General features: G+C 70.0%; 18 protein-coding genes, 1 tRNA gene, 1 pseudogene and 1 riboswitch. Of the genes and pseudogenes, 10 read left to right on the top strand and 10 right to left on the bottom strand.

Translation table 11 applies throughout. The annotated features are described in order from the left end of the window. Both ACZ4SF_RS00695 and ACZ4SF_RS00690 read left to right on the top strand, forming a co-directional pair. The gene (locus tag ACZ4SF_RS00695) at positions 1-999 is read left to right on the top strand and encodes an SRA domain-containing endonuclease (RefSeq protein ID WP_468376263.1); all 999 of its coding nucleotides are present in this window, start codon (positions 1-3) and stop codon (positions 997-999) included. Between the two features lie 30 nt (positions 1000-1029). Beyond that, positions 1030-2004, top strand: a complete 975-nt coding sequence (locus ACZ4SF_RS00690) for a hypothetical protein (protein ID WP_468376260.1) — start codon at positions 1030-1032, stop codon at positions 2002-2004. Between the two features lie 68 nt (positions 2005-2072). Here ACZ4SF_RS00690 and ACZ4SF_RS00685 read toward each other — a convergent pair whose 3' ends face one another. Then, positions 2073-2558 (bottom strand): DUF2267 domain-containing protein, encoded by a 486-nt coding sequence (locus ACZ4SF_RS00685; protein ID WP_468376257.1) that lies wholly within the window; start codon positions 2556-2558, stop codon positions 2073-2075. A gap of 295 nt (positions 2559-2853) precedes the next feature. Then, on the bottom strand, positions 2854-3279 hold the full coding sequence (locus ACZ4SF_RS00680) for an Hsp20/alpha crystallin family protein (protein ID WP_468376255.1): 426 nt from the start codon (positions 3277-3279) through the stop codon (positions 2854-2856). 180 nt (positions 3280-3459) lie between these two features. On the opposite strand from ACZ4SF_RS00680, the gene ACZ4SF_RS00675 reads away from it, so the two are divergent. Further along, complete coding sequence (locus ACZ4SF_RS00675) at positions 3460-3762, top strand: hypothetical protein (protein WP_468376252.1); 303 nt, start codon at positions 3460-3462, stop codon at positions 3760-3762. 30 nt (positions 3763-3792) lie between these two features. Here the strand turns inward: ACZ4SF_RS00675 and ACZ4SF_RS00670 are convergent, their stop codons facing one another. Next, positions 3793-4743 (bottom strand): GlxA family transcriptional regulator, encoded by a 951-nt coding sequence (locus tag ACZ4SF_RS00670; RefSeq protein ID WP_468376249.1) that lies wholly within the window; start codon positions 4741-4743, stop codon positions 3793-3795. A gap of 151 nt (positions 4744-4894) precedes the next feature. On the opposite strand from ACZ4SF_RS00670, the gene ACZ4SF_RS00665 reads away from it, so the two are divergent. Continuing rightward, the gene (locus tag ACZ4SF_RS00665; protein WP_468376246.1) at positions 4895-5347 is read left to right on the top strand and encodes a hypothetical protein; all 453 of its coding nucleotides are present in this window, start codon (positions 4895-4897) and stop codon (positions 5345-5347) included. 44 nt (positions 5348-5391) lie between these two features. On the opposite strand, the gene ACZ4SF_RS00660 is transcribed toward ACZ4SF_RS00665, so the two are convergent. Both ACZ4SF_RS00660 and ACZ4SF_RS00655 read right to left on the bottom strand, forming a co-directional pair. Continuing rightward, a complete protein-coding gene (locus tag ACZ4SF_RS00660) occupies positions 5392-6936 on the bottom strand; it encodes an MFS transporter (protein WP_468376243.1) in 1545 nt (514 codons plus the stop codon). A gap of 60 nt (positions 6937-6996) precedes the next feature. Beyond that, positions 6997-8310: a DUF445 domain-containing protein gene (locus ACZ4SF_RS00655; RefSeq protein ID WP_468376241.1), complete on the bottom strand. Its 1314-nt coding sequence runs from the start codon at positions 8308-8310 to the stop codon at positions 6997-6999. A 197-nt stretch (positions 8311-8507) separates the two neighbouring features. Here ACZ4SF_RS00655 and ACZ4SF_RS00650 point away from each other — a divergent pair, with 197 nt between their 5' ends. Beyond that, positions 8508-9881, top strand: a complete 1374-nt coding sequence (locus ACZ4SF_RS00650; RefSeq protein WP_468376238.1) for an SGNH/GDSL hydrolase family protein — start codon at positions 8508-8510, stop codon at positions 9879-9881. A 250-nt stretch (positions 9882-10131) separates the two neighbouring features. Next, positions 10132-10734 (top strand): RdgB/HAM1 family non-canonical purine NTP pyrophosphatase, encoded by a 603-nt coding sequence (rdgB, locus tag ACZ4SF_RS00645; protein WP_468376235.1) that lies wholly within the window; start codon positions 10132-10134, stop codon positions 10732-10734. Between the two features lie 41 nt (positions 10735-10775). Here rdgB and ACZ4SF_RS00640 read toward each other — a convergent pair. The 4 genes and pseudogenes from ACZ4SF_RS00640 to bcp form a co-directional block, all read right to left on the bottom strand. Further along, a tRNA-Leu gene (locus tag ACZ4SF_RS00640) sits at positions 10776-10860 on the bottom strand. Between the two features lie 11 nt (positions 10861-10871). After that, complete coding sequence (locus tag ACZ4SF_RS00635; protein ID WP_468376233.1) at positions 10872-11567, bottom strand: HNH endonuclease; 696 nt, start codon at positions 11565-11567, stop codon at positions 10872-10874. After that, a pseudogene (locus ACZ4SF_RS00630) lies at positions 11564-11869 on the bottom strand (HNH endonuclease signature motif containing protein); the annotation flags it as partial. The gene ACZ4SF_RS00635 and the pseudogene ACZ4SF_RS00630, both read right to left, overlap by 4 nt. Positions 11870-11994: 125 nt before the next feature. After that, on the bottom strand, positions 11995-12462 hold the full coding sequence (gene bcp / locus ACZ4SF_RS00625; RefSeq protein WP_468376231.1) for a thioredoxin-dependent thiol peroxidase: 468 nt from the start codon (positions 12460-12462) through the stop codon (positions 11995-11997). Positions 12463-12564: 102 nt separating this feature from the next. Between bcp and ACZ4SF_RS00620 the strand changes: the two genes are divergently transcribed. The 3 genes from ACZ4SF_RS00620 (at position 12565) to ACZ4SF_RS00610 (ending at position 13744) form a co-directional block, all read left to right on the top strand. Then, positions 12565-12894, top strand: coding sequence for a DUF3618 domain-containing protein (locus tag ACZ4SF_RS00620; protein ID WP_468376228.1), 330 nt, complete (start codon positions 12565-12567; stop codon positions 12892-12894). A gap of 73 nt (positions 12895-12967) precedes the next feature. Then, complete coding sequence (locus ACZ4SF_RS00615; RefSeq protein ID WP_393879221.1) at positions 12968-13270, top strand: GroES family chaperonin; 303 nt, start codon at positions 12968-12970, stop codon at positions 13268-13270. Between the two features lie 55 nt (positions 13271-13325). Then, positions 13326-13389: riboswitch (guanidine-III (ykkC-III) riboswitch) on the top strand. Positions 13390-13423: 34 nt separating this feature from the next. Then, positions 13424-13744 carry a DMT family transporter gene (locus ACZ4SF_RS00610; protein WP_225810301.1) on the top strand — a complete coding sequence of 107 codons (321 nt, stop codon included), beginning with the start codon at positions 13424-13426 and terminating at the stop codon, positions 13742-13744. Between the two features lie 19 nt (positions 13745-13763). Here the strand turns inward: ACZ4SF_RS00610 and ACZ4SF_RS00605 are convergent, their stop codons facing one another. Then, complete coding sequence (locus ACZ4SF_RS00605) at positions 13764-16577, bottom strand: transglycosylase domain-containing protein (RefSeq protein ID WP_468378246.1); 2814 nt, start codon at positions 16575-16577, stop codon at positions 13764-13766. Positions 16578-18062: 1485 nt separating this feature from the next. Between ACZ4SF_RS00605 and ACZ4SF_RS00600 the strand changes: the two genes are divergently transcribed. Further along, positions 18063-18863, top strand: a complete 801-nt coding sequence (locus ACZ4SF_RS00600) for an ABC transporter permease (RefSeq protein ID WP_468376225.1) — start codon at positions 18063-18065, stop codon at positions 18861-18863. The last annotated feature ends 1 nt before the right edge of the window (position 18864 follow it).

The raw sequence follows: 18864 nt of genomic DNA, 5'->3' as shown, positions 1-18864 counted from the left end.
ATGGGCATACGTTCGATCACCCCTGGACTCCTGACCACGAGAGCAGAGATGGACGAGTTGTTCGGTGGAGGGAGCCAGGCAGGGATCCTCCCCTCCACAACCACCCCAAACATCCTCATTTACGTAGATCACGACAGCGGTAAGCGGTATGGCTACGAGGATGGCTGGCTGGCGGAAGAGGACGAGCTGGGTCCGGTTTTCGAGTACACGGGACAAGGCACCAGCGGAGACCAAACGTTTCTGGGAACGAAGGGCTCTCGCAACGCTGCTGTCCTGTATCACGCGGAGGCCCGCAAGTCTCTGCGGGTCTTCATGGCAGAAGGAAAGGTCCCCGACCCCACCTCTGACGCCAAGCAGCAGCGATATGTCGGCGAGTTCGCATTGGACTCACAGCAGCCCTATACCGTACGCGAGGCGCATGACCGACACGGCAAAGCGCGCCGCATCATCGTCTTCCGCCTGCGCCCCACAGGGGAATATGAGCGCCTAGCCAAGGACGCAGTTGCGCGCGCAGGCGACACCAAGGCCCAGCGGGTTTTGGCGACCGTCGCCGAGAGCAGAATGCCTGAGCCCCGGATGGTGGCACCCAAGAGAAAACGGGCGACCGAGAGTAGGCGCGCGGCTCAACCCAGCGTGATAGCCGACCTTCGCCAGTCGAGCCTCCGGGATGAGTATCTCAAGGAACTGACCCAGCAAGGGCATCAAGTATTCGCCTATCAAATAAAGATCGCCGACACAACAACCACTCTTACGACCGACCTCTACGACGCTACGACACATGAACTATATTCAGTAAGGGGAGAAACGAGCCGCGAGGAAGTACGCACAGCAATAGGTCAGCTCAAAGACTACGTGCGCCACATAGAGCCAGGCAACCCCAAACTAATTACCCTACTCCCGGGAAAGCCGCAAGATGACTTGGTAAATCTCCTCCACACCGAAGGGGTTGATCTCATTTACCAAAACGGCAGCAGGTACACGAGAGACCCCGCCAAGTAAAGCTCCTTCAGTCACGCACCTGGAGTCGCCATGGCAACATCGCGAGAGCACGATTTTCTTTCAAACGCGGCGCTTCGGATTATGGAGAGCGCGTCAAAGTCAGGACTATTTGGCTACACAGAAGGGCAGCGCAAGCTCTTCGACTTCTCCTGCGACCTGAAGAAGGACTGGTCGAAGGTCGTCGCAGGACAGACCTTGTGGCAGCATGGCGGCGATGGCATCGACAAGGACCTCAGAACCCTGCTCAACGAGCGAGATGTCGCGGCTGCCGTATATATTGCACGCCACGAAAGCCGACTTCGCTCTCGTTTTGCTGAGGTGACCCAATCCTACCTCGATACACCGATGAGGGACCGCCTATCTCGATTGCGCGTCTTCTGGGTGCCTGCAGACTTCAAGGTAGGCGATGAGAAAGTCAACGACTCAATCTACAAGGCACTGAAGGAGGAGATCACCAAGGACCTCCTCATGCACGTAACCCTCGGCGGCCTTACCCGTCGGGACGCGATACGCTTCTCCTCCTCTAAACGCCCCGGCCTTCCCGTGGCGATCCTCTCGCACATCAAGAAGAACGGCTACCGCAGCCACAAGCACACAGCAACGGCCCTGGGCGCGAACATGAACGCCCTCAAGTATGAAACCGAGCGACTCTTTATTATCGGCTTCCTCGAAAGCGAGAGCCTACAGGGTGGCATATATCAAGTCACCGAGAGCGGCAAGGCAATGCTCGACATCTGCTCACGCCTGCGTGACTACCTAAGTGGAGACCTTGGTGAGGGCAATAGAAACGTAGAGTTCGAGCATATATGCAGCCTGCTCGGCATATCCTATACCTCGATACCGACGACAACTCGGCTGATAGGTAAAGATGCTGAGGTCGACTTGCAAAACCATACCGCCCTGCTTTTGCAGCATGTGGCCCAAGCCGATTCGGATGGATCCGTACATTGGCCCGAACCATACTTCGAGTTGCCATCGGCTTCGGTTATGTCAGCTTCGAGATAGCCAGGGTCTCCTGCCGCGGGTGCCAGTGGGCGCCGCCCGTTTCTCGGCGGCGCCCGGTGCCCCGGCGGCTAGGCCGTCGGTGCCAGGTCCGCCCGGCCGAACAGCAGGGCGTAGCCCGGCGGGAGTTGGGTGAGGAGGGCCGTGGTCAGGGGGGCGCCGATGTGGGCCGACAGGACGCTCAGGACCGAGCTGGCGTGCCAGCGGGCCGTTGCCGGGGTCGCGCCTTCGATGTTGGTGGCCAGCGTGTCGACGAACTCACGGGCCGTCAGGGGGTGGCGGGCCGGGATCTGGGAGGCGATCAGGTGGGCCGCCTCCCGGGGTAGGGCCTGGGCCAGGGACACGCGTTCGTCGCCGGTGACGTGGCTGCCCAGGGCCGAGAGGACGGTGCGGGTGATGCGTTCCGCCTCGGCCCTCGTCGGGTACTGACCCGCCTCGCGTATCGCCTCGGTCAGGCCCAGCCAGCCGGCGTCCTCAACCATTTCAGAGGTTCGGGGGCGCAGGGGCGGGGTCGGAGCGGGGATGGTCGCTCTCGGCTGCGGGGTCGTCACGGTCATCGTGCGGGCTCCTTCTCCGGGACACTTCGGGGCACCGGAAGCCCGGTACCCCGTAACGCGGCGGACATGAGCGGGAGTTCGGCCAATGTGCGGCATGTGATGTCATGCGGCGTGTGTGGTGAGCCGTCGCCATATGGTGATCGCGCGGGGGTACCGCCCATACGGCTCATACAGCCCGTACGGGCCGTACGGGCTGTATGGCGTCACCGCCGCATCCGTCATGGTGCGGCGGGCGCGGCGTCGGCGGGCAGCCGGCGCCGTCGTGGCGGCCGACATCGCGCCAGGGGGCGTGCGGTCAGCCGCTGAGCTGCTTGCGGCCGCCGGTCCCGCCGCTGATCCGGACACGCCGCGGCTTGGCCTGTTCGGCAACCGGAATGCGCAAGGTCAGAACGCCGGCCTCGTACGACGCGTCGATGCGGTCCGTGTCCAGGGTGTCGCCGAGGAAGAGCTGGCGGGTGAAGGTGCCCGTGGGCCGCTCGGCCACGAGCTTCTCCGCGTCCTCGGGGGCGGGGCTGCGGCGCTCGGCGCGGACGTTGAGGACGTTGCGCTCGACGTCGAGTTCGATCGTCTCGGGGTCGATGCCGGGAAGGTCGAAGTGGACGAGGAAGTCGTCCCCGGCCCGGTAGGCGTCCATCGGCATCACCGACGGGCGGGCGTCGGTCCCGAACACCTGCTGCGCGAGGCGGTCGAATTCGCGGAACGGGTCAGTACGCATGAGCATCACGGGTCACTCCTCTTCTCAGGGACTGGGTGCGATGCCCTACGGCTCTTTATATAGTCCGCCGTCGGAAACTTGACAAGCCTCGACTCACCTTCGGGGTCATGGCGGGACTGCGCGTTAGCCTCGGAGGCAGACCTCGGGGCAGACCTAGGGGTGGATACAGGGATACGGGAGGCAGTCATGGCCAGGGTTCCCAGCGCGGTCGTCGCCGGCGCCGGGCTCGTCGGTGGGTACGGCGTGGCCCGGTGGACCAAGAAGCGGCAGCTCGGGGGGGTCGTGCTGGCCGCCGCGGGGGCCGCCGCGGCACAGCAGTGGCGCAAGCAGGCCGGCGGCAAGGCCGCGGGCGCGCTGACCGCCGCGTACGTGGCCGCGTTCGCCGGATCCCATCCGCTGGCCAAGAAGGTCGGCGCCTGGCCGTCCGTCCTCGGCGTGGCCGGTGCCGTCGCCCTGGCCTCCTGGGCCGTCGCCGACCGCAAGGCCTGAGCCGGGTCCGGCTTCCGCGCGGGTCCGCCCTTACGGCACCCTCGCCCTGAACGCCCTCCGATACGCCTGTGGGCTCGTCCCCACCACCCGGCGGAAGCGTTCGCGGAAGGCCGTGGGTGAGCCGAAGCCCGTCTGTACGGCGATGCGTTCCACCGGGTGCGCGGTGGTCTCCAGCAGGTGCTGGGCCCGCCGCACCCGCGCCCGGTGCAGCCACTGCAGCGGTGTCGTACCGGTCTGTTCGCGGAAGCGGCGGTTGAGGGTGCGGGTACTCATGCCCGCCTGTGCCGCGATCTCCTCCAGCGTCAGGTCCCGGCCGCTGTGGTCCTCCAGCCAGGACAGCAGCGGCTCCAGGGTGGTGCCGGCGGGGGCCGGGGGCAGGTCGTGGACGATGAACTGGGCCTGTCCGCCCTCCCGTTCGAGCGGCATCACCGACATCCGGGCCGCGTGCGCGGCGACCGCCGAGCCGAAGTCCTTGCGGATCATGTGCAGACACATGTCCAGGGCCGCCGCGGCACCCGCCGACGTCAGGAACCGGCCGTTGTCGACGTACAGGACGTTCGGGTCGACCGTCACCCGGGGGTGCCGCTCGGCCAGGTCCGCGGCCGCGATCCAGTGGGTCGTCGCGCGCAGGCCGTCCAGCAGGCCCGTCGCCGCGAAGAGGAACGCGCCCACGCAGATCGACGCGATGCGCGTGCCGTTCGCCGCCGCCGCGCGCAGCGCCTCCGCGACTCCCGGCGGCAGCGGCGCGGTCGGGTCGGCGACGCCCGGCAGGATGATCGTGTCCGCCTCCGCCAGCGCCTCCAAGCCGTACGGCGCCCGCACGGTGAAGGCCCCCGCGCTCACCTCGTCCCGCACCGAGCACACTCGCACCCGGTACGGCTGCCGGCCGTCGGGCAGCCGTGCCCAGCCGAAGGTGTCGACGGGGGCGGAGAGGTCGAACGGTACGACGCCGTCCAGCGCCAGTACGGCCACGGTGTGCATGGCGGGAATCTAGTCGTACGGCTGACCGGCGCCAATCGGCTGCCGGCCGGTTCTTGAGGTATGACTCCCCTGAGACGGGCTGGCGAGAATCCGTCGGTGACTGGCAATCTCGCCACTTCTGGGAGATCGCCGTCGCCCCTACCGTCCTCCCGTGACCAAGTTCCTCCTCGCCGTCCACGTCATCGCCGCGATCCTCGCCATCGGACCCGTCGCCGTCGCCGCCAGCATGTTCCCGCCGGCCGCCCGCCGCGCCCTGGCCGCCGGGGCCGGCGATCCGGACGGCGCCGGCACACTCCGGCTGCTGCACCGGATCTGCCGGGTCTACGCCGTCGTCGGTGTCGTCGTCCCCGTCTTCGGGTTCGCCACCGCCAGTGAGATGGGCGTCCTCAGGAGTGCCTGGCTGATCGTGTCGATCGCGCTGACCGCCCTCGCCGCCCTCGTCCTCGCCGCGCTGGTCCTGCCGGTCCAGAGCACCTTCGTCGAGGGCGGCGGCACCGCCGCGCTGACCGCACGGCTCGCCATGTTCACCGGGCTGTTCAACCTGCTGTGGGCCGCCGTCACCGTCCTGATGATCGTCCGGCCGGGATCCACCACAGGCGCGTGACCGGCCCCCGCCAGGAGCCGGCCACGACAGCCGCGCGAGCGCCGCTACGGCCTGCTCGCCGCCGTCGGAGCCGAAGGGCCGCGCCCCGGCCGGCTGCTGTTCTTCGCCGCCGTCTTCGCCCGGCCGGCCACCGCCGCCAGCGGTCGGGCGATGTCCTCCAGGGAACGGCGTTCGGCCCGTACCGCCAACGCCGCCGCGACCAGACCGGCCACGCACATCAGTGCCGCGCCGATCGAGAACGCGAGGACCGTGTCACCGACCCGGCCCGTACCCGTCAGGTCGGCGAAGAGCAGCGGGCCGCTGATACCGCCGGCCGCGGTGCCGAGGGCGTAGAAGAAGGCGATGGACATCGCCCGTGTCTCCATCGGGAAGATCTCCGAGACCGTCAGGTAGGCGCTGGAGGCACCCGCCGACGCGAAGAACAGCACCGCGCACCAGCACGCCGTCAGCGTGCCCGCGGTCAGCGAACCCCGGTCGAACAGCCACGCCGTACCGAACAGCAGCAGACCCGAGAGCAGGTAGGTCGAGGAGATCATCACCCTGCGGCCCACCGTGTCGAAGAGCTTGCCGAGCAGCAGCGGGCCGCAGAAGTTGCCGACCGCGATCACCGCGAAGTAGTAGCCGGTGCGGTCCGACGGCACGTCGAAGAACTTCGTCAGGATCGCACCGAAACCGAAGGTGATCGCGTTGTACAGGAACGCCTGCCCGATGAAGAGGGAGAAGCCGAGCACCGCCCGCCTGCGGTAACGGCCGAAGACGGTACGGGCGATCTCCAGGAACGTCACGTCCTTGCGCTGACGGATCTCCAGCTCACCCTCCGGCTCGGGCAGCCGCTCGCCCCTCTCCGCCTCCACCTGGCACTCGATGCCGGAGACGATCTCCTCCGCCTCCCGGTCCCGGCCGTGGATCAGCAGCCACCGCGGACTCTCCGGAACGTGCCGTCGTACGAGCAGGATGACCAGGGCGAGTACGGCGCCGAGCGCGAAGGTCAGGCGCCAGCCCACGTTCGCGGCCAGCAGACCGGTGTCGAGCGCGACGATCGACAGCAGCGAGCCGCCGACCGCGCCCAGCCAGAAGCTGCCGTTGATGATGAGGTCGACCCGGCCGCGGTAGTCCGCCGGGATCAGCTCGTCGATCGCGGAGTTGATGGCCGCGTACTCACCACCGATACCGAAACCGGTCAGGAAGCGGAACAGGAAGAACCACCAGGCCTCCCAGGACACAGCCGTCAGCGCGGTCGCCGCCAGATACACGGCCAGCGTGATCATGAACAGGTTCTTGCGGCCGAAGCGGTCCGTCAGCCGGCCCCAGAACAGCGCACCCGAACAGGCACCCGCCACATACAGCGCGGCGGCGATGCCCGTCACCTGCCCCGAGCTGATCTCCAGACCACTGCCGGGCTCCGACAGCCGGCCGGCGATGTTGCCGACGACCGTGACCTCCAGACCGTCCAGGATCCACACCGTGCCCAGACCGATCACGATCGTCCAGTGCCAGCGGGACCAGGGCAGCCGGTCCAGACGGGCGGGGATATCGGTCGTGATGGTCCGGCCGGTGTCCGGCGACGGCGCTCCGGATGCTTCGCTCATGGGCTCCCTCCTCCGTGAAGGACGGATACCGGGTGCCCTGGCCCTGTCGGAACAGTCCGGTCACACCCCCAGCCCGCGCGCCACCACGTAGATCAACAAGCCCGCGAGGGAACCCACCACCGTGCCATTGATCCGGATGAACTGCAGGTCACGACCGATGTGCGCCTCGATCTTCCGAGTGGTGTGCTCCGCGTCCCAGCCCGCCACGGTGTCCGTGATCAGCGAGGTGATCTCCTTGCGGTACGTCGTCACCACGTGCACCGCCGCACCCTCCACCCAGCTGTCCACCTTCTCCTGCACCTTCGGCTCGGTCGCCATCCGCGAACCCAGCGACAGCAACGCGGCCCGCACCCGCAACCGCAGCTCGCTGCGCTCGTCCTCCGCCGCCGCCACGATCATCGACCGCACGGCCGTCCACACGGACGCGATCAGATCCTGCACCTCGCCCCGGCCCAGCACCTCGCCCTTCAGCCGCTCCACCCGCGCCCGCGTGTCCGTGTCGGACTGCAGGTCGGAGGCGAAGTCGTGCAGAAAGCGGTCCAGCGCGCCACGCGCCGGATGCGAGGGCATGTCCCGCATCTCGGTCACGAACCGCAGCAGTTCCTTGTAGACCCGCTCACCGACCCTGCGGTCCACGAACCGCGGCGTCCAGCCCGGCGCACCCCCCTCCACCGCCACCATCACATCGTCCCGGTGCAGCACCAGCCAGTCGTGCGCCCGGGCCACCACCAGATCCACCGCCCGCCGGTGCCCGCCGTCCGCGACGATCTTCTCCAGCATCTTGCCGAGGCCCGGCGCGACCTCCTGCGCGTTCGCCCGCCGCGTGATCGCCTCACCGACCACCGCCTGCACATCCGCGTCCCGCAGCACCGTCAGCGCACCCCGCAGAGCGGTCGCCAGCTCCGCCGTCACCCGGTCCGCATGCTCCGGCTCCGCCAGCCAGACCCCCAGCCGGCTGCCGATACCGACCGCGCGCAGCCGCTGCCGCACGACGTCCTCGGAGAGGAAGTTCTCCCCGACGAACTCGCCCAGCGAGACACCCAGCTGATCCTTCTTGGTGGGGATGATCGCGGTGTGCGGGATGGGCAGCCCGAGCGGGTGCCGGAACAGGGCCGTGACCGCGAACCAGTCGGCGAGCGCGCCCACCATGCCCGCCTCGGCCGCCGCCGCCACATAGCCCGTCCACGCCCCGGCCCCCGCATGCCCGGCCGTCTTCGCCAGGACATAGATCACGGCCACCAGCAACAGCAGGCCCGTCGCCGTGAGCTTCATCCGCCGCACCCCGCGCCGGCGCTCCTCGTCGGCCGGGGTGAACGCCGTCATGGTGCGGTACGACGTGACCCGCCCCGGCGTTCCCGTCTCGGTAGGTTCCATCAGCTCCACCCGTTCGGTGATCCCGCACACAATTGTCCCTTCCTGACCGACTCCCGGAACGGAACGAGAGTTCCCGGCGTCTGTCTGGACGGGGGTTTTGGGCAGGGTCCTGTCAGACCTCTCCGGCCCATGACGCATCATGGGTTCAACAAGATCGGAGCCTCGGGCTCCCATCTCCCGAGGAGAACAACACAAGCGTGACCAAGCGTCATGGTTATGCCGTCCTGAGCGCGCTCGTCGCGCTGGTCGTGGTCCTGTCCGCCGCCATCTACGTCACCGTCGCGGCCGATGCCGGCACCCCCCGCAGCACCCTCACCGACAACCGCCCGCACCGCGACTCCAACGCCGCCCCCGCCTCCACCGGCACCTGGGTCGGCGCCTGGGCCACCGCCCCCGTCGGCGGCGAACCCGGCACCGAGGCGACCGGCCTGGCAGGCCGCTCGGTCCGCAACGTCGTCCACGCGGCCACCGGCGGTACGAGTGCCCGGATCACGCTGTCCAACCTCTACGGCCAGTCGGCGCTGACCATCTCGCACGCCACGCTCGCCCTAGCGACCGGCGACGGCACCGCCGCAGCCGACGCAGAAACGATGCGGCGCCTCACCTTCAACGGCAGCCCCAGCATCGTCATACCTGCCGGCGGACAAACCGTCAGCGACGCCGTACGCCTCACCATCCCGCGCGGCACCGACGTCCTCGTCACCACCTACTCCCCCACCCCCTCAGGGCCGGTCACCTACCACCCCCACGCCCGTCAGGTCTCCTACGCCGCCGACGGCGACCGCACCGAAGACGCCACCGGCACCGCCTACACCCAACAAACCCCCTACTGGCGGTATCTGACGGCCCTCGACGTCCTCAGCAACGAAGCCGACGGCACCGTCGTCGTCTTCGGCGACTCCATAACCGACGGCATCACCGCCACCGTCGGCGCCAACCACCGCTGGCCCGACATCCTCTCCGGCCGCCTGCGCAGCGCCCTCGAGAACGGGCAGCAACTCCCGCGCTACAGCGTCGTCAACGAAGGCATCAGCGGCAACCAGGTCCTCGCCGACGGCCTCGGCCTCCCCCAAACAATCGAACAAGCCCAGGCAGGGGGGACCCCCACCGCCGAGAACCAGAGCGGCCTCGGCCGCTTCGGCCGCGACGCGCTCTCCCACCCCAACGTCAAGGCCGTCGTCATCGACCTCGGCGTCAACGACATCCTGCGCAACCGGAAACTCGCCGACCCCGACCGCATCGTCACCGGCCTGCGCACCCTCGTCCGCCAGGCCCACGCCCGCGGCCTGAAGGTCGTCGGCGCCACCCTGATGCCCTTCAAGGGCCACCGCGGCTACACCCCGGCCCGCGAAGCAGTACGGCAGCAGGTCAACGCCGAGATCCGGTCCGGCGGCGTCTACGACGCGATCGTCGACTTCGACCAGGCCCTCCGCGACCCTTACGACCCCCGCCGCCTGCGCGCCGACTACGACTCCGGCGACCACCTCCACCCCAGCGACCTGGGCTTCGCCAGAATGGCCGAGGTATTCGACCTGCGCACGCTGAAGGGCGCGGGGCAGGCGGAGCTGTAGTCCGGGAGCCGCGGATCGGAGGAGGTTCGGTTCGGCGGTGGGCCCGGTTCGGTGGAGCCGCGGATCGGTGGAGGTTCGGTTCGGCGGAGGCCCGGTTCGGCCGAGCCGCGGATCGGAGGAGGCCGGGTTCCCGGATCGCCGGAGGCGCGGATAGGTGGAGGCGCGGATCGGCGGAGGCCCGGTTCGGCCGAGCCGCGGAACGGCGGAGGCGCGGTCCCGGTGCGCTGGGCGGCGAGGAATACTGGCCGTCATGACCCGCTTGATCCTCGCCACCCGCAACGCCGGAAAGATCACCGAGCTGAGGGCGATCCTCGCCGAAGCCGGGCTGACCCACGAGCTGATCGGCGCCGATGCTTTCCCCGACGTCCCCGACGTCAAGGAAACCGGCGTCACCTTCGCCGAGAACGCCCTGCTGAAGGCCCACGCCCTGGCCCAGGCCACCGGCCTGCCCGCCGTCGCGGACGACTCCGGGCTCTGCGTCGACGTCCTGGGCGGCGCCCCCGGCATCTTCTCCGCCCGCTGGGCCGGCCGACACGGCGACGACAGGGCCAACCTCGACCTGCTGCTCGCCCAGCTCTCCGACATCGCGGAGGAGCACCGGGGGGCGCACTTCGCGTGCGCAGCCGCCCTGGCCCTGCCGGACGGCACGGAGCGGGTGGTCGAGGGACAGCTGCGGGGCGTACTGCGGCACGCGCCGGCCGGCACGAACGGCTTCGGCTACGACCCGGTCCTGCAGCCTGAGGGCGAGAGCCGGACGTGCGCCGAGCTGAGCCCGGACGAGAAGAACGCGATCAGCCATCGGGGGAAGGCGTTCCGGGCGCTGGTGCCGGTGGTGCGGGAGCTGTTGGGCTGAGACCGGCGGAGGGGCCGCCCAGACGGACGGCCCCTCACATGTGCGGCCGGTGGGACTCGAACCCACACGGGATTTCTCCCACGGGCACCTAAAACCCGCGCGTATCGCCTATTTCGCCACGGCCGCCCCAAAACGGGCTATTCACTCGCAGCCCGTTTTGCCTCGCCCAGTGTACGGGGCTGCACCTTTCGCCGGCCGCCCCCTCGGCACCAGATGGTCGTGGTTGCGTGGCAGTTGGGGCAGAGCAGCCGGAGATTCTCGCGCCGGTCGTCGCTCCAGTCCCCGTTGATGTGGTCGACCTCCGGCGTCATCGGGTCACCGAGCCACTCCGGGCCCACCGCGCACTCCGCACACGCTTCGGGGACTCCGACTTCGCGGAGTGCGCGGCGCAGCAGCGCGGTCCTGGTCCGGCGCTTGCCGTCGTTCAGGACCAAGATCTCGTCGGGCCCCTTGGCCGGGACCACACCGGGCTTGCCGCGTTGATGAGCCTGCCCGAGGAAATGAGTGGTCACCAGGCCTTCCTCGGCGATGCAGCGACGTAGCGCCACGCGCTGCGCGCCGTTGTCCGGGCGCCCCAAGTGGCGAAGTACCGCCGCGATGGAGAGCGACGCGGCAACCGCGGCACGCGACTCTTCGGGATCGGGGCGCGGAATCCCGCGGGGACCGCCGAAGTGAGACACGTCGATACCGAAATGTGCGAAGCGCCGCAGAAGGTAGCGATCGAGCTTGGCGTACGGCTCGGTGCCGAAGTGGGCGATGACTTCCTCGATGCTGGAGAACCGCCTGGCCGCCTCGGCCAACCGCTCACGGGTGTACTGCACGCCGCCGCTCATGCGGCGCCGCCAGTCGCGCGCCCCTTGCCTCGCCCTCGGTAGTTGTCGGTCGTGGCGTGGCAGTTGGGGCAGAGCAGCCGAAGGTTCTCGATGCGGTTGTCGCGCCAGTTCCCGTCGATGTGATCGACTTCCAGCGGCAGCGGACGGCCCCGCCACACCGGCTCCGTTCCGCAGCGGGCGCAGCGTTCCGGCAGGACCACCGCCGTCATCGCCCGCCTGAGCCGGTCGCTCTGGATGCGCCGGGCGTGCCCGGCCGGCTGCTCGACGAGCAGTGCCTCCGGTGTACGGGGGCGCCAGGGCTTCCGCTGCCCGTTCGGAGTAACGAACCGTTTATCGGACAGTCACGCCCGGAATCTCACTCCCGGGATCATGGAAAACGGCCCGCACCCGGGTTCTCCCGGTGCGGGCCGTTCATGCGGCAGAGGGCTCAGATGCCGAGGTCCTTGAGGATCTTCGCCACGTGGCCGGTGGCCTTGACGTTGTAGAGGGCCCGTTCGACCTTGCCCTCCCCGTCCACGACGACCGTGGAGCGAATGACGCCGACGACCGTCTTGCCGTAGAGCTTCTTCTCGCCGAAGGCGCCGTACGCCTCCAGGACCCGCTTGTCGGGGTCGGCCAGGAGGGTGACCTTGAGGGACTCCTTCTCGCGGAACTTCGCGAGCTTCTCCGGCTTGTCGGGCGAGATGCCGATGACGTCGTAGCCGGCGGAGGCCAGGACCTCCAGGTTGTCGGTGAAGTCGCAGGCCTGCTTGGTGCAGCCCGGGGTCAGGGCGGCCGGGTAGAAGTAGACGATGACCTTGCGGCCCTCGTGGTCCGAAAGGGACACCTCGTTGCCGTCGGCGTCGGGGAGGGTGAAGGCGGGGGCAACGTCCCCGGGCTGGAGTCGCTCGCTCATCGGACTAGCGTAACCGGGGGGCCTTGCGGTGCGGCGCGGGCATGAGCTGACAGACTGTCCGGAACAGCAGCAGCAGATTCGGCAGACTTCGGAGGCCGTACGGTGGCGGACACGTCGGACACCAGAACCCCGGCGCAGATCGAGGCGGACATCAAGCGTCGCCGTGACGTGCTGGCCGAGACGCTCGACGAGATCGGGATGCGGGTGCATCCGAAGACGATCGTCGGGGATGCGAAGGCCAAGGTCGTCGCCCATGTCGATCACACGGTCGGGCGGGCCTATGTGCAGGTCAACCGGGTGGTGAGCGATGTCCGGGCGCGGTTGGTGGACGACGAGGGCGCGCCTCGGCTGGAACGGGTCGTGCCGGTCGCGCTGGTCGTCGTGGGTGTGGTGGGGCTGCTGGCCTTCGGGGCCCGGCGGCGCAAGGACTGACCGGGGCAGGTAGGTTCAAGGCGTGAGCGCCAACAGAAACAGCACCCCCCATCACGACAAGCTGCCCATCCGGATGCTGCACGACCGGGTTCTCGTGCGGCAGGAGGCCGGTGAAGGCGAGCGTCGGTCGGGGGGCGGCATCCTGATTCCCGCCACGGCGGCGGTGGGGCGGCGGCTGGCCTGGGCCGAGGTCGTCGCGGTCGGCCAGAACGTCCGGACGGTGGAGCCGGGCGACCGTGTCCTGTTCGATCCGGAGGACCGGGCGGAGGTCGAGGTGCGGGGCGTGGCGTACGTGCTGATGCGTGAGCGTGATCTGCACGCCGTCGCCGCGGACCGGTTCGAGGGGTCGGAGGACTCCACGGGCCTCTATCTCTGAAGCAACCGACAAGAGGGCCGGTGACGATCGTCACCGGCCCTCTTGTCGTGTTTTTGTTATGTTCGGGAGCGAGCCCGACGAGACGCGCCGTACCGGGTCGAAGGCAAAGACGACGCACCGGAGAAGAGTCGCCACGTCTCGGAGGTGCCTGTCATGGCCTGGGTTCTGCTTGTCGTCGCCGGTCTGCTCGAGGTGGGCTGGTCGATCGGGATGAAGTACAGCGAGGGGTTCACCCGGCTGGTTCCCAGTCTGTTCACCGGCGCCGGCATCGTCGCGAGCATGGTGCTGCTGTCGTACGCCGCGAAGTCCCTGCCCATCGGTACGGCGTACGGCGTGTGGGTGGGGATCGGCGCGGCCGGTGCGGCGGTGCTCGGCATGGTGGTGCTGGGTGAGCCGGTCACCGCCGCCCGGATCTTCTTCGTGTGTCTGCTGCTGGTCGCCGTGGTGGGGCTGAAGGCGACCAGCGGTCACTGAGCCGACCGGGGCCGGGGTGTCATGTCCCGGGGCCGCCTCCGGTGCCGTCGATCGTGCCGGTGGTGCCGCCGGCGTCGGTTCCGCCGCCCGGTGTGCCGCCGCCGGTGGTCTGGTCCCCGCCGGTGGTGGGGCCGCCGTCGGTGGTGGTGCCGCCGTCGGTGGTGGGACCGCCGTCGTTCGTGCCGCCGGTGGTCTGGTCCCCGCCGGTGGTGGGGCCGCCGTCGGTGGTGGTGCCTCCGTCGGTGGTGGGACCGCCGTCGGTGGGGGTGCCGGTGGTGCCGCCGTCGGTGGGGGTGGCGGTCGCGCCGCCGTCGTTCTGGCCGCCGTCGGTGGCGGTGCCGCCGGTGTCCTGGCCGGCGTCGGTGCCGGGCGGGGTCGTGCCGGTGGCGGGCGGCTCCTGGATCTGGTCGGCGCCCTGTTCGAGTTCGAGGTCGAAGTCGGCGGCCGGCTTGCCCTTCAGCGCGTCGTGCGTGTACTGCGCCCAGATCCGGGTGGGCGGGCCGCCGCCGTTCATGCGCCCTTCGCCGAGGGCGCCGTACAGCGGCATGTGCTTGGCCGTCACGGGGTCCTGGCCCATGACGGAGACCACGGTGGCCAGGTTGGGGGTGTAGCCGGCGAACCAGGCGGCCGTGTCGTTCTCGGCGGTGCCGGTCTTGCCGGCGGCCGGGCGGCCCGCGCCCTGTGCCGCGGTGGCGGTGCCGCTCTGGACCACGCTCTGCAGGACGGAGGTGGTGGTGTCGGCGGCCTCCCGGCTGACGGCCTGCTTGACGCGCTGCTCGGGCAGCTTGACCTCCTCGGTGCCCTCCTTGGTGATCTTCTCGACCAGGGTGTACGTGCCGTGCTTGCCGTGGTTGGCGAGCGTGGCGTAGGCCTCGGCCATGTCCAGGACGCTGGCGGTGGCGGTGCCGAGGGCGACGGACGGGTAGGGCTGGAGGTCCGGGGTGTCGGAGGGGACGCCGAGGTCGATCGCGGTCTGCTTGACCTTGGCGGGGCCGACGTCGACGGCCATCTGCGCGTACACCGAGTTCACCGAGGAGTCGGTGGCCCTGCGGACGGTGATGTTGCCGTACGAGTGCTGGTCCTCGTTCTCGGGGGCGTAGGTGCCGCCGCTCCAGCCCTGGACGGGGCGCCGGTTGGTGCCGTCGTAGACGGTGTTCGGGGTGATGGTGCGGCCGTCCTGGGTGGTGGACCCGTTCTGCACGGCGGAGGTGAAGACGAACGGCTTGAAGGTCGAGCCGACCTGGAAGTCACCGCGGGTGGCGCCGTTGGTGTACTGCTTCACGTAGTCGATGCCGCCGTACATCGCGACGACCTTGCCGGTCTTGGGGTCGACGGAGGCGCCGCCGGCCCGGACGTAGGTGTCGGCCTTGCGGTTCTTCTTGTCCAGCTTGGAGATCAGCTGGTCGTCCACGGCCTTGACGAAGGCGTCCTGCCGGTTCTTCTGGATGGTGGTGGTGATGCGGTAGCCGCCGAGCGCGAGGTGGTCGGCGTCGATGATGTTGTTGGTGATCAGGTACTGCTTGACCGCCTCGACGAGGTAGCCGCGCTGGCCGGACAGGCCGGTGGAGATCGTCTGCTCCCTCGGCATGGGGAACTTCATGCCGGCCCGCTCGGACTCGCTGAGCCAGCCCTTGCCGACCATGCCGTTCAGCACGTAGTTCCAGCGGGCGACGGCCGCCTTCTTGTTCTCCGGGTGCGCCACGACGTCGTACTCGCTCGGCGCGTTGACGAGTGCGGCGAGGTAGGCGGCGCGGGCCGGGTCCAGGTCGGCGGCGTCGCGGCCGTAGTAGGCCTGGGCGGCGGCCTGGATGCCGTAGGCGTTGCGGCCGAAGTAGCTGGTGTTGAGGTAGCCCTCGAAGATCTCGTCCTTGGACTTGTTCTGGTCGAGCTTGATCGCGATGAAGAATTCCTTGGCCTTGCGGGTGAGCGTCTGCTCCTGGGCCAGGTAGTAGTTCTTCACGTACTGCTGGGTGATGGTCGAGCCGGACTGCTTGCCCTTGCCGGTGGCGGTGTTCCAGCCGGCGCGGACCATGGCCTTGAGGTCGACGGCGGACTCGGTGTAGAAGTCGCGGTCCTCGGCGGCCAGTACGGCGTGCTGGGCATCCTTGGAGACCTGGGCGAGGGAGACGTTCTCGCGGTTGACCTTGCCGTCGCGGGCCAGCTGGGAGCCGTCGGCGTAGAGGTAGACGTTGCTCTGCTTGGTCGCGAACGCGTTGGCCGGCGGGATCTTCACCATGGAGTAGCCGAGGAAGAAGAGCCCGCCGAGCAGGACGACGCCGAGGACAAAGGTGCCGAGCACCATGCGCCAGGTCGGCAGGAGCCGCCGCCAGCCGGTGCGCTTGGGCCGCTTGCCCTTCGCGGCCTTGGCCTTTGTCTTGACCTTGGCCTTGCCGTCGCCGTTGCCGTTGCCGTTGCCGTTGCCGTTGCCGTTGCCTCCGGAGGTTCCGCCGTCCGTGGCGGCGAGGACGGTGGTCTCGTCGTCGGCAGAGCCGGTACGGGGGGTGGCTCCGGTACGGGGGTTGGTTCCGGTACGGGCGGCGCGGGAGGCGGAGGCAGCAGCGCCCGGGACAGCAGCGCCGGCGGCACCACCGGCTCCGGCGCCCACTGCGGCTGCGGCGCCCGCTGCGGCTCCGGCGCCGGGCTTGGCGGCCCCGGCGGCAGCGCCCGCGGCAGCACCGGCAGCGCCCGCAGCGACGCCAGCCGCGCGGGCGGCACGGGCGGCGCGTGCGGCGGCCGGGGAGCCCGGAGCGGCGGCACCCGCCTTGCCGGCCGTGTCAGCGGCATTGGCGCCGGTGGCCTGGGCGGCGCGGTTCTGGCCGCCGGGCCGGGGCACGGAAGGCCGGGAAGCCCGTCCGCCGGACTTCGGCTCACCCGAGGAGGAGGCTGGGGATGCTGAGGCCGGGGGGGTGGAGGGGGCCGAAGAGGTGGAGGAGGCCGCGGAGGTGGACGAGGCCGACGAGGCATCGCCCGGCTCACCCGAGCGGGGCGCACTGATGCGCCGGAGCACCTGCGTGGTATCGGGCGCGCCTCCCTGACCGGAGCCCTGAGCAGCACTGCCGGCCTTGCCGGAGCCCTGCGCAGCACCGGCAGCCGTACCGGAGCCCTGGGCAGCACCGCCCGCCCCGCCGGAGCGCTGCGGAGCACCGGCCGCCTTGTCGACGCGCTGAGCAGCACCGCCGGCCGTACTGGAGCCCTGCGCGGCACCGGCCGGCTTGTCGGTCGGGGTCTTCCGGTCGCCCTTGCCCGTCTGCGCCGAGGACGCGGACCCGGCCGAGGGCGCCTGGGGCCCCCGGGGCGGTGTGATCCGCCGGAGCACCTGGGTGCTGTCGGCCGGCTGAGCCTGCTCGGAGGCGTCCGCCTTACCGGCGCCGGGCGCCGAGGCCGCACCGGACGTGGAAGCACCACGGGCCGCCGCCGAGTCCCCACCGGACGTGGAAGCACCACGGGTCGCCGCCGAGTCCCCACCGGACGCGGAAGCACCACGGGCCGCCGCCGGGGCTCCGCCGGAAGCCGATGCGCCCCGGCCCTCCGAAGCCCCTGCAGAAGCGGCATTCCGGCCGGACGCCGAGGTACGGCCGGAGGCCGCGCCACCGTTCGTCCCTGCTGTCCCCGTCCCCGGCCCTTCCGTCCGGGCCGTCCCCGTCCCCGGCTGTTCCGTGCGGGCGCCGCGGGCTGCCTGGCGGGCGCGGGCGATGGAGGTCGTGCGGTCGTTCGCCGCCGAGGCCGCCTGGCCGGAGGCGTCGCGGGACGGCGAGCCGGCGGCGGCCGAGCTGGACCGACCGGTGCCGCGCTCCGGCGTTCCGGGGTCACCCGCGCGGGTGGACTCGGCTCCGGCGTCGGTGGGCCGCCCGGCGCTCGCAGGGCGCGAGGCTTCCGCGGTCCTGTCGCTGCCGTCGGCATCCGTGCCGCCGTGGCTGCCCGGAGTGCCCGTGGTGCGTCGCTCGGGCCGGTCAGGGCCGCCGGGTCCCTTCTCCGGGGCAGGGCGGATCGGTGCCTTGCGCGGCTCGTCGGCCGCTTCCTCGCGGCCCCCCGGGTTCCCGGGCCCTTCAGCCGGCAGCGGCTTCTCCGGTGCTACGCCGTCGGTCGGCTGCTGCGGCTGCGGCTCGTCGCTCATGTCGTGCACGGACTCCTGTTTCGCGTCGTACGTTCCCGTACGCCTCGTACGCCTTCTGCGCTCCCCCTGTTTGAAGACTCTCGCACCCGGCGTTCCGTTCCCGGATTCCGGCTGCTTCCGGCCGGAAAACGCGTTGCCGGCCGCCGAGCCTGCGGACTACGCTCCCGCGCTTCGGTGTCGAGCGGTCCGAGGAGGTGGACTTGCGTGGGCGCGGAACGGTTGTACGCGGCCGTCGCGGCAGGGGGGTTCCGACGGTACGCGACCTACCGGGCCGCCACTGCGGCAGGGGTGTTCACGAACACCGTCTTCGGTCTGATCTTCGTGTACACGTATCGCGCATTGTGGGACGAGAAGCCGCACCTCGGCGGATATGACCAGGCGCAGGTCGTGACCTATGTGTGGCTGGCGCAGGCGCTGCTGTCGACGCTCGCGATCGGGGGTGGCGGCGTCGAGGAAGAGTTGATGGAACGCATCCGTACGGGGGATGTGGTGATCGATCTGTACCGGCCGGCCGATCTGCAGCTGTGGTGGCTGGCGGCGGACCTGGGCCGGTCGTTCTTCCAGCTGCTGGCCCGGGGGCTGGTCCCGTTCCTGTTCGGCGCGCTGTGTTTCCCGGTGTACCTGCCGGCCGACACCGGGACCTGGGTGGCGTTCTTCGGCGCGGTGCTGCTCGCGATGCTGGTCGGCTTCGGCATCCGGTACCTGGTGGCGCTGACCGCGTTCTGGCTGCTGGACGGCACGGGCGTGGCTCAGATGGCGTGGCTGCTCGGGTACTTCTGCTCGGGGATGCTGCTGCCGCTGAACGTGTTCCCGGGCGTGCTGGGCGAGGTGGTGCGGGCGCTGCCGTGGTCGTCGCTGCTGCAGGCGCCGGCGGACATCCTGCTGGGGCAGGGGGAGCCGCTGCGGACGTACCTCTTCCAGGCGACGTGGGCGGCGGTGCTGCTGGGTGCCGGGCGGGTGGTGCAGTCGGCGGCGACGCGCCGGGTGGTGGTGCAGGGTGGCTGAG

The sequence above is a fragment of the Streptomyces sp. NPDC027663 genome (genome assembly GCF_055566415.1).
This window is presented reverse-complemented; position numbering and strand designations above follow the sequence as displayed.